We start from the raw sequence: 9,558 nt of genomic DNA, 5'->3' as shown, positions 1-9,558 counted from the left end.
GGGGCCTTCGTAGGGCGCTCCCCTCTCCGTCTCGGCTTCGCCGAGACACCTCTCCCCACTGCGTGGGGCGAGGAACCAACCTTGAACTTCAGCTTCGGCGCTGCCCCTTATCCGCCCTTCGGGCACCTTCTCTCCGTTGAACGAGGAGAAAGAAGGGATGCGGCCAACAAAAAACCCGCCTCGAAGGCGGGTTCTTCAAATCCGACAGACGTATCCGGCTTAGAGGCCGAAACCTTCGAAACGCTTCTTGAACTTCGACAGGCGGCCGCCGCGGTCGAGCAGGGTCTGCTGGCCGCCGGTCCAGGCCGGGTGCGTGGTCGGGTCGATGTCGAGGTTCATCGTGTCGCCTTCCTTGCCCCAGGTCGAACGGGTCTGGTACTCGGTGCCATCGGTCATGACGACCTTGATGGTGTGGTAGTCGGGATGGATATCGGCCTTCATTGTCGTGTTTCCTGGCTGCCGGCGCTGGTGACGGGCCCAAGGCCTGCGTCGATGCGCCCCTTTTTAAAACTCGAAGCCGCAGCTAATGAAAAGCCACGGCTTCTAAAACGGTCGGCGAGCCTATACATCAGCCGGAATTGAATCACAAGGCCGCGGCAGGCGCATATTGAAATGCGGCGCCGCCGAGCGGCCAGAGGAAACGCTCATGGCGGAAATCGGTGGCAGCGCAAGCGAGCGCAGACGCTCGGTCCGGCCGCTCCGCAGCCTTTTTCCCTATATCACCCGCTACCGGAAGCTCGCCATCGGCGCCATCATCTCGCTGATTGTCGCGGCAGTGACGACGCTTGCCCTGCCGATGGCCGTGCGGCGCATGATCGACCATGGTTTCCAGGCCTCGGGCTCCATCTTCATCGCCGAATATTTCGCGGCTTTGGTAGCAATGGCGGCGCTGCTCGCGGCCGCCTCGGCCAGCCGCTACTATTTCGTCATCACGCTCGGCGAACGGGTCGTGGCCGACATCCGCCGCGACGTTTTCTCTCATGTCACGACGCTGTCGCCGGCGTTTTTCGATCGCGCGCATTCGGGCGAGATCGTGTCGCGGCTTGCCGCCGACACCACGCAGGTGAAGTCGGCGGTCGGCGCCACCGCCTCGGTCGCGCTGCGCAATGTCATCCTCGGCCTCGGCGCGGTGGCGATGATGGTCGTCACCAGCCCGAAACTGTCTGGCCTGGTGATTGCGGCCATTCCGGTCATCGTGCTGCCGCTGGTCGCCTTCGGCCGCTCGGTGCGGCGCAAGTCCCGGCAGGCGCAGGACACGCTCGCCGAGGCCACCGCCTATGCCAGCGAGCAGATCGGCGCGGTGCGCACGCTCCAGGCCTTCACCAACGAGAAGCTGGTCACCGGCCGCTTCGCAGGCGCCGTCGACGCAGCCTTCGAGGCGGCGCGGGCCTCGGTGTTCGCGCGCTCCTTCCTGACCTTCTTTGCTATCTTCATGATCTTTTCCTCGGTCGTGGCGGTGCTGTGGTTCGGCTCGCGCGACGTGCTCGCCGGCACGCTGTCGGCCGGAACGCTCGGCCAGTTCCTGCTCTATTCGGTGTTTGCCGCCGGCGCGCTCGGCGCGCTGTCGGAAGTGTGGAGCGAGCTGTCGCAGGCGGCGGGCGCGGCCGAGCGGCTGACCGAGATCCTGGCTGAGACGCCGACGATCCGCCGGCCTGTCGACCCCGTTGCGTTGCCGGCCACGGCCAAGGGCGCGATCAGCTTCGACGAGGTGTCCTTCTCCTATCCGGCGCGGCCGGACCGCGCCGCCGTGCATGGCCTGAGCTTCGAGGTGAAGCCCGGGGAGACGGTGGCGATCGTCGGGCCTTCAGGCGCCGGAAAAAGCACCGTCTTCTCGCTGATCCTGCGCTTCTACGATCCCGAGAGCGGCCGCGTCGTCATCGACGGCGTCGACGTGCGCGAGGCCGATCCGGCCGCCATCCGCCAGCGCATCGCGATCGTGCCGCAGGACGTCACCGTCTTCGCGGCGAGCGTGCGCGACAATATCGGCTTCGGCCGGCAGGGGGCCAGCGAAGCCGAGATCGAGGCCGCGGCCAAGGCGGCCCTTGCCGACGAATTCATCGCCAGGCTCGACAAGGGCTATGACAGCCAGGTCGGCGAGCGTGGCGTGACGCTGTCCGGCGGCCAGCGCCAGCGCATCGCGATCGCCCGCGCCATCCTGCGCGACGCGCCGATCCTCCTGCTCGACGAAGCGACCTCGGCGCTCGACGCCGAGAGCGAGACGCTGGTGCAAAGAGCGCTGGAGCGGCTGATGCGCGGCCGCACAACAATCGTCATCGCGCATCGGCTGGCGACGGTGCTCAAAGCCGACCGCATCCTCGTCATGGAAGGCGGCCGCATCGTCGAGGAAGGCACGCATCAGAGCCTGGTCGCCAAGGGTGGCACCTATGCGCGGCTCGCCAAGCTGCAGTTCGAGACAGGCGCCAGCGCCTTCAAGGGCGCGGCGGAGTAGCCGCGCCCGACCCGGCTGGTTTCGAACTGACCTGCGTCAGCCGCCGTAGCGCTTGCGCAAATGTTCGGTGAAATAGGAAGCGTTGAGCTTCTCGCCGGTGGCGCGCTCGAGCAATTCCGGTGTCGACCACCGCGAGCCTTGCGACCAGATCCGGTCGCGCCGCCAGCCATTGATGGAGCTGAAATCGCCTTTCGCGAGATCATCGTCGGCCGACGGATGCTCCCTGGTTAGCGCCGCCCATTGCTGCGCCGCCATCATGGCGCCGAGCGTGTAGGAGGGGAAATAGCCGAAGGCCGCACTCGGCCAATGCACGTCCTGCATCGGCCCGTCGGCCGGGTTGTCGATGGTCGAGAGGTCGAGATAGTCGCGCATCCTGGCGTCCCAGGCCTCCGGCAGGTCGGCCACTTCCAGCCGGCCGGACACGAGCTCCTGCTCGAGCTCGTAGCGCAGGATGACATGCAGCGGATAGGTGACCTCGTCGGCATCGACGCGGATCAGGCCGCGCTCGACATGGTGGACATGCGGCAGGATGTCGTCGAGCGACCAGGCTTCGCCGAGATGTCTTTCGACCACCGGCAACGCCCAGCGCCAGAAGGCCGGATTGCGGCCGATCTGCTTTTCGACGAACAGGCTCTGGCTCTCATGCACCGCCATGCCGCGCGCCTTGCCGAGCGGCCAGTGCGACCAGGCTTTGGGCAGGTTCTGCTCGTAGAGCGCGTGGCCGGTCTCGTGCAGCACGCCCATCAGCGCCGACAGGAAGTCGGAGGTCTTGTAGCGGGTGGTAATGCGCACGTCGGTCGGCACGCCGCCGCAGAAGGGATGATGCGATACCGAGAGCGAGCCATGGGTGAGGTCGAAGCCGACAGCCGCCATCATGGCAAGGCCGAGCTCGCGCTGGCGGTCGACGGCATAGCTGCCCGACAGCGGCTTCAGCGGATGCCTGGCCAGCCGCGTCTCCTGCGCGGCCAGCGCACGCGGCAGGAAATCCTTGAGAAAGGCCTTCAGCTCGGCAAACACCGGCGTGATGTCGGCGGCGCGGTTGCCGGGATCGTACTGCTCCATCAGCGCGTCATAGGGAGCGAGGCCAAGCGCGTCGGCGCGCAGCGCCGCTTCCTCGCGGACCAGGGCCATGACGCCTTCCAGCGCGGGCAGGAAGCCGGCCCAGTCGTTCCTGGCGCGCAGGCTCCGCCAGAGCTGCTCGGAGCGCATCCGCGCCACCGTCTGGCGCTCGACGAATTCGACGGGCAGGCAGGTGAGGTTGGTGTATTGGCGGCGCAACTCCCTGACCGCCGCCTGCTGCTCTTCGCCGAGCTGCTCGGCTTCGGCGGCGGCGATCCAGTCGCCGATCTCCGGCGCTGTCGCTTGGGCGTGCAGCATGCCGGCAAGCGAGGACATTGCCTCGGCGCGCTTCTCGCCACCGCCGACCGCCATATGCGTCGCCTCGTCGGCGCCGAGGATGGCCAAAGCGTGCTCAAGCGCTTCGAGCTTGTGGCCGAGTTGGTCGAGTTTCTGGAAGGACATGATGGCTACCCAGCTTCAATTTGGCTGGCGCGAAAAGATACCAAGGGATCGAGCTTGGCAACCCTGATCGGCCGGGATGGAACCAGCCGTCTTGCCTTGTAGGGCGACTGCGTGATCAATGCCGCGAACAAACTGCTGGAGGGGACAATGATCGGCAATATCCTGGTCGGGCTGGTGGCGCTGATCCATTGCTATATCGTCTATCTGGAGATGGTGTTGTGGGATACGCCGCGCGGCCACAAGGCGTTCGGACTGACACCGGAGTTCGCCAGCGCCTCGAAGGTGCTTGCCGCCAATCAAGGGCTCTATAACGGCTTCCTCACCGCCGGGCTGATCTGGGGTCTTTATCTCGGCGCCGCCGGGTTTCAGATCAAGATGTTCTTCCTCATCTGCGTCGCTATTGCCGGCCTCTACGGCGCGGCGACCGTCGGCCGCAAGATACTCTTCATCCAGACTGTGCCGGCGGTGCTCGCCGTCGGCGCGCTTTGGCTCGGCGTGTAATCGAAGCAGGACGTGGTCCAAAAAGGACGCCCTCGGGGCCAGGTCCCGTGGGCGCCAGTTAGTCCCTTCCTGTGTGCTGGCCATTTCCCCGAATTGGCGAACCGCTTCAGCCGTTCGGGTAATTCCCGCCGTCGGAGCCGTCGCCCGTCATGAAGCCGCTGCCGGTGTCGTTCATCAGCCTCTGGTCGACATTGTCGAGCCTCCGCAGCAGGTCGTGATATTGCGCGGATGGTATCCTGCCGTGGTCCGAGGCCGCGACATGCTCCGCCGCCTGGCTGATGCGCGCGGCGCGCATATGCAGTTGCTGCGCTTCGGAAGCCGAGATGTTGTTTGCCTGCCGGGCGTCGGTAATGCCCTGATCCACGCCCTGGACCTGATCGATCAGGCCGGTCACGCGCGGCCCGACGAAATCGGCTGGAGGGGTCGCGTCGAGAAGCCCCTTGTGATGCCCGGCCGCATAAGCGCCGGCAAGCGGGGCCGCGATCAGCGCAGCGGCCAGGGTTACTGTCTTGAGAGATGTTGAAGCGCGCATGGCGGCGCATCCTCCTATGGGGGAAGGAAGCGGCCCTGCCGCATTGCCTTCCGACCTTTCCGGGCCGTCCGGTTCCGTCGCGTCGCGATGGGAGGCATCGCCGGCGGTCCCCGGCCCTGCGCAGCAAATTAGGTGCGTCGATTCGCGATGTGTAATTAAAAAAAGATAATGTTTTCAGCTCTTGCCGCCGAAACTTGCCGCGCTAAGTATTCAGCCGACAAACAACTTCCCGTGACTTGGCGTGATCCTTTAGCGCGTCGCGATCCTTCAGATACGCTCCGCGCGCTCTAGGGCTTTGATTCTACGCATGTCTTTGTCCCGAAACCGGTTCCCATTTTCGGGAGACATGCTTTGAATCATCGTTCGTGAGCTTCAGCTCAATGCGGCGGTCGCCGCGCATCCGCCACGGAACGACAGATGCTTGACGGCGCTGCGATCGGTACTTTCTTAGCTGAGACAATCAAGCTAGCGTAGGGAGGGGGTTGACCAATATGACTCCATAAAGGGGTCGTCAATCTCGGTGTGGGTCTGGCGGGGATCAGGAATGGAAGACAAGGAGTTTATGCTGATAGAATATCAGAAGTCCGCGGACATGTATTCCCGCGGTGTTGATATAGGGTTCAGCGCCACGAAGAATTTCCTTATATTAAATGGTATATTGGTCACGGCTTTTCAATTGCAGAATAGCTCTGGAGGCGGCCTTGATCTGATAAAGCGAATTCAGATTTTGGCCCCGTGGGCTGGCCTTGTGCTTTCCGTTGTCTATCTGCTGTGCGTTTCCCCCTATCAATCGCATCTAAAAAATTGTTTGGTTCGTTGCGTCGAAATAGAAGAGAAGTTTGGTGGATTCCTTTTTACGAGAAACAACCAAATATCTGGCAGAAAAATTCACACGGGAATCTTCCTATACGCCATAAGCCTCGTGTTCATAGCTGCGTGGTTGTTCTTTATTGTGCTGTCACTCAAGGCGTAGGGCGCCCGGTTTCAGACGCTGGCGGCTCTAAAGATAGCCGCCACATGCAGGCGCTGAAGATCGGCGACTTTGGAGAGCACATCCGGCCTCGTTTCGAGGGGCCGTTCGATTTTCGTGCCGAGCGCGGCGTCCAGTATCAATGTCTTCAAGCCTGGCTCTGGATTTTCCAAAATATTCATCGCGTCATTGTAGAATGCGGCACGTGCATGGAATACCGTTTGGTAGTCGGGTGAATAGTGCCGGATACGCAAAGCTTTCTCAAGCAAGGCAGCAGCGAAGCTAAACTTCTTTCGTCGGCCCACGGGGTGGCTCAGGAGCGCAACGATCACATCGTTCCCTGCCTGCTTTGCTGCCTCCGAAGCAACGGCGGCTCGAACCATCCCATCGTTGTAGGTTTTTCCATCGATTGCTTCGCTATGTGTCGTGAGCAAGGGGTTGCTTCCAGAGGCCTTGATGGCGGGAATGAGATGTCCGATCGGGTCCGAATGGCTCGAGATGAATCGACAGGCGCCGGACCCGGTGTCGGTGACGGGGATTCTCAGCTCGATCCGGGATCTGGCCAACTCGGCCGTATCCAGTTTTTTAGCGCCGTGCGAGACGACGTTTTCTGCAAGCCAATTTATGTCAATCTGGTCCGGCCAACGTAGCAAACCCATGAATTTTCCAGAGATTACCTCTTTCAGGTAAATACTCACGCAGACATGGCTCTGGCCTGCAACAAAATAAGCTGCGTTAACTGCGCCTGCGGAAGTTCCATAAACTTCATCGAAGCAATTTGTATAACCTAATTCTTGTAAGGCGAGCGTAGACGCAGCGCTTATCAAGCCTGACATTGCTCCTCCTTCGATCACTAGTGCAATTTTGTGACCGTCTCTAAAAATTCCTCGTTCATATTTATAGGTTCTACGTTTGTTCAATATTTCAAATACTTCCTCACGGTTAGATTCGTGAGAGATTGATGAATCATCCGTCATTTTCCGCCGTGGTCAAAATTGTCTTTCTCGAATTTCGAGAAGATCAGACGTTGCCGGTAGGAGTATCGTGATCAGGAAACTTGAAGCTGCGCATTAGACATGGGATCAACGTTCGGTGAGCTTCAGCTCAATGCGGCGGTTCTTGCTGCGCGCCTCGTCGGTGTCGGCAGGATCGAGCGGCTGGAACTCGCCGAAGCCGGCGGCCACCAGCCGATTGGCCGGCACACCGTTCTCGATCAGGAACTTCACGACGGACGTCGAGCGGGCGGTCGACAGTTCCCAATTGTCGCGATAGCGGCCGGTGCCCGACAGCGGCTTGTTGTCTGTGTGGCCGTCGACGCGCAGCACCCAGCTGATCTCCGGCGGGATTTCCTTCTGCAATTCGATGATGGCGTCGGCGAGCTTCTTCATCTCGACCTTGCCGGCGTCGTTGATCTCGTCGGAACCGGTCGGGAACAGCACTTCCGACTGGAAGACGAAGCGGTCGCCGACGATACGGATGTTCTCGCGGTCGGCGAGGATCTCGCGCAGACGGCCGAAGAAGTCGGAACGGTAGCGGTTGAGTTCCTGGACGCGCTGCGCCAGCGCGACATTCAGGCGACGGCCGAGATCGGCGATCTTGGTGTTGGAGTCGCGGTCGCGCTGCTCGGAGACGTTGAGCGCGTCTTCCAGCGCGCCGATCTGCTTGCGAAGTGCTGCGATCTGCTGGTTGAGGATCTCGACCTGGCTCAGCGCCTGCTGGCTGATCTGGCGCTGGTTGGAGAGCTCGCCGGTCAGCTGGTCGGCGCGCTTGTTGGCCGCGTCGCCGGCGCCGGCGCCCTGCGAGAGCAATTGTTCGAGGCGGCTCTTTTCGGCTTCCGCCGCCGATAGCGAAGCTTGCAGGTTGGCGAGGGTATCTTCCTTATCCTGGCTGTTGGTGCGTTCCAGGGCGAGCAGCTGGGTCAGCTCGTTGATCTGCGAGTTGAGGCGGTTCAGCACCGCGTCCTTGCCGGAGATCTCGCGGCTGAGCAGGAACTGCGCCAGCACGAAGACGGTGAGCAGGAACATGATCGCCAGCAGCAGCGTCGACAGCGCGTCGACGAAGCCCGGCCAGTAGTCGATGCGGCGGTCGGCGCGCCGTCTTGCCAGCGCCACGTCAGTGGACCCCTTGCTTCTTCAGCGCGTCGGCGATCTTTTCCAGCGTGTTGCGCATGGCCTTCTGCTCATCGGACTGGGCCTCGACCCAGTCGCGCATGATCTGCTGCTCGGAGCGCATGTTCTTCACCAGGCCCGAGATGCCGTCGGCAAGATTGGCCATGGCGGTGGCGACGCGCGGATTGGAGCCGCCGCCATTCTCCTGCAGGCTGCGCAGCCGCTCCGACAGCAGGCGGATGTCCTCGGAGGATTCGGTTGTTTTCGTCGTGTCGGAGACGACGATGTCCGACGACAGATCGGTGACCGAGGACAGCCAGTTCTCGAGCTCGGTGTAGAAGCGGGTCTGGGCGCGGCCGGCCTGCAGGTCGAGGAAGCCGAGCACAAGCGAGCCGGAAAGGCCGAACAGCGAGGACGAAAACGCGGTGCCCATGCCGGCGAGCGGCGCCGACAGGCCCTGCTTCAGCGCATCGAGCACGGCGGCGGCATCGCCGGTGCCTGGGTCCAGCGCCTCGATCGTCTCGCGGATCGAGGCGATGGTGTTGAGCAGGCCCCAGAAGGTGCCGAGCAGGCCGAGAAACACCAGGAGGCCGACCAGGTAGCGCGAGGTGTCGCGGCTTTCGTCGAGGCGGGTGGCGATGGAATCGAGCATCGTGCGCATCGACGAGGTCGAGAAGGCCATCGAGGACGAACGGCCGATCATCGCCTTCATCGGCGCCAGCAGGACCGGCTCGGTGGTCTCGGAGCCGGCGCGGAAGGAATTGACCCAGCGTACCTCGCGGAACAGCCGCCCGACCTGGGCAAAGGCGAGCAGGATGCCGACCACAAGCACGCCGACGATAAGGCCGTTCAGGCCGGGGTTGCTGGAGAAGGCGGTCGAGATCTGGCGGGTGAGGATGGCGGCGATGAAAGCGACGATGATGAGGAAGATCACCATGGTGAGCAGGAAGACCTGCGGGCTCGACAGCTTGTGCGGATCATAGACCAGGACGTCCGATCGCCTGCCGAAGGATCTGAGAAAAGCCATCCGTGCCCCGTTTCCGATGCCACCGCCGCAGAATTGCCGCGACTCTAAACGGAATTGTGACCAAATTGAATGGCGCTTGGCAATATGGCCGATAGGCCTGCGCCGCAGGCCTAGAACCGGATGATTTCAGGTCTGTTCGACCTGAAATCTGAATCCGTCTCTAAGTCAAAGAACATAGAGCATGATGTCGTCCGAAAACCGCTTCACACTTTTCGGCATCATGCTCTAGAACCGGTTGACGACAAGGCAGTCGACCATGGCGGCCAGATGCAGGCCGGCACCGGTGACGACGAAGCCGTGCCAGACGGCATTGTGGAAGCGCAGGCCCTTCCAGGCGAAGAAGATGACGCCCAGGGAATAGACGATGCCGCCGGCGATGAGGAGCGCGACCGAGGTCGTCGGCAGCGTCTCGCCCAGCGGTCCGGCCCGCACCCCGCCGCTCCAGCCGAT

9 protein-coding genes and 1 pseudogene are annotated in these 9,558 nt (G+C 62.5%); 3 read left to right on the top strand and 7 right to left on the bottom strand.

Going from position 1 to position 9,558, the window contains the following annotated elements; all coding sequences use genetic code 11:
• Nucleotides 1-219: 219 nt before the first annotated feature.
• Complete coding sequence (gene rpmE, locus FJ471_RS33040) at nt 220-441, bottom strand: 50S ribosomal protein L31 (RefSeq protein WP_027166741.1); 222 nt, start codon at nt 439-441, stop codon at nt 220-222.
• A gap of 205 nt (nt 442-646) precedes the next feature.
• Between rpmE and FJ471_RS33035 the strand changes: the two genes are divergently transcribed.
• Nucleotides 647-2,449, top strand: coding sequence for an ABC transporter transmembrane domain-containing protein (locus FJ471_RS33035; RefSeq protein WP_140809874.1), 1,803 nt, complete (start codon nt 647-649; stop codon nt 2,447-2,449).
• A gap of 36 nt (nt 2,450-2,485) precedes the next feature.
• On the opposite strand, the gene FJ471_RS33030 is transcribed toward FJ471_RS33035, so the two are convergent.
• Nucleotides 2,486-3,970 carry a carboxypeptidase M32 gene (locus tag FJ471_RS33030; protein WP_140809872.1) on the bottom strand — a complete coding sequence of 495 codons (1,485 nt, stop codon included), beginning with the start codon at nt 3,968-3,970 and terminating at the stop codon, nt 2,486-2,488.
• A 147-nt stretch (nt 3,971-4,117) separates the two neighbouring features.
• Here FJ471_RS33030 and FJ471_RS33025 point away from each other — a divergent pair, with 147 nt between their 5' ends.
• Nucleotides 4,118-4,471 carry a DUF1304 domain-containing protein gene (locus FJ471_RS33025; protein ID WP_140809870.1) on the top strand — a complete coding sequence of 118 codons (354 nt, stop codon included), beginning with the start codon at nt 4,118-4,120 and terminating at the stop codon, nt 4,469-4,471.
• A gap of 106 nt (nt 4,472-4,577) precedes the next feature.
• Here FJ471_RS33025 and FJ471_RS33020 read toward each other — a convergent pair whose 3' ends face one another.
• Nucleotides 4,578-5,003: a hypothetical protein gene (locus FJ471_RS33020; protein ID WP_140809868.1), complete on the bottom strand. Its 426-nt coding sequence runs from the start codon at nt 5,001-5,003 to the stop codon at nt 4,578-4,580.
• A gap of 544 nt (nt 5,004-5,547) precedes the next feature.
• On the opposite strand from FJ471_RS33020, the gene FJ471_RS33015 reads away from it, so the two are divergent.
• Complete coding sequence (locus tag FJ471_RS33015; protein ID WP_140809866.1) at nt 5,548-5,976, top strand: hypothetical protein; 429 nt, start codon at nt 5,548-5,550, stop codon at nt 5,974-5,976.
• 11 nt (nt 5,977-5,987) lie between these two features.
• On the opposite strand, the gene FJ471_RS33010 is transcribed toward FJ471_RS33015, so the two are convergent.
• The 4 genes and pseudogenes from FJ471_RS33010 to FJ471_RS32995 form a co-directional block, all read right to left on the bottom strand.
• Nucleotides 5,988-6,950, bottom strand: coding sequence for a patatin-like phospholipase family protein (locus FJ471_RS33010; RefSeq protein ID WP_140809864.1), 963 nt, complete (start codon nt 6,948-6,950; stop codon nt 5,988-5,990).
• Between the two features lie 105 nt (nt 6,951-7,055).
• A complete protein-coding gene (locus FJ471_RS33005; protein ID WP_140809862.1) occupies nt 7,056-8,084 on the bottom strand; it encodes a peptidoglycan -binding protein in 1,029 nt (342 codons plus the stop codon).
• Nucleotide 8,085: 1 nt separating this feature from the next.
• The gene (locus FJ471_RS33000; protein WP_140809860.1) at nt 8,086-9,108 is read right to left on the bottom strand and encodes a MotA/TolQ/ExbB proton channel family protein; all 1,023 of its coding nucleotides are present in this window, start codon (nt 9,106-9,108) and stop codon (nt 8,086-8,088) included.
• A gap of 225 nt (nt 9,109-9,333) precedes the next feature.
• Nucleotides 9,334-9,558: pseudogene (locus tag FJ471_RS32995) on the bottom strand (hemolysin III family protein); the annotation flags it as partial.

Source organism: Mesorhizobium sp. B2-7-1 (assembly GCF_006440735.1).
Lineage (GTDB): Bacteria > Pseudomonadota > Alphaproteobacteria > Rhizobiales > Rhizobiaceae > Mesorhizobium.
Note: the sequence above shows the minus strand (reverse complement) of the source record. Positions and strands in the feature narration are given on the sequence as shown.

Bases quoted from the DNA above. Each gene is read 5' to 3' on its own strand.
- rpmE (WP_027166741.1), bottom strand. From the start codon at position 441: ATGAAGGCCGATATCCATCCCGACTACCACACCATCAAGGTCGTCATG.
- FJ471_RS33035 (WP_140809874.1), top strand. From the start codon at position 647: ATGGCGGAAATCGGTGGCAGCGCAAGCGAGCGCAGACGCTCGGTCCGG.
- FJ471_RS33030 (WP_140809872.1), bottom strand. From the start codon at position 3,970: ATGTCCTTCCAGAAACTCGACCAACTCGGCCACAAGCTCGAAGCGCTT.
- FJ471_RS33025 (WP_140809870.1), top strand. From the start codon at position 4,118: ATGATCGGCAATATCCTGGTCGGGCTGGTGGCGCTGATCCATTGCTAT.
- FJ471_RS33020 (WP_140809868.1), bottom strand. From the start codon at position 5,003: ATGCGCGCTTCAACATCTCTCAAGACAGTAACCCTGGCCGCTGCGCTG.
- FJ471_RS33015 (WP_140809866.1), top strand. From the start codon at position 5,548: ATGGAAGACAAGGAGTTTATGCTGATAGAATATCAGAAGTCCGCGGAC.
- FJ471_RS33010 (WP_140809864.1), bottom strand. From the start codon at position 6,950: ATGACGGATGATTCATCAATCTCTCACGAATCTAACCGTGAGGAAGTA.
- FJ471_RS33000 (WP_140809860.1), bottom strand. From the start codon at position 9,108: ATGGCTTTTCTCAGATCCTTCGGCAGGCGATCGGACGTCCTGGTCTAT.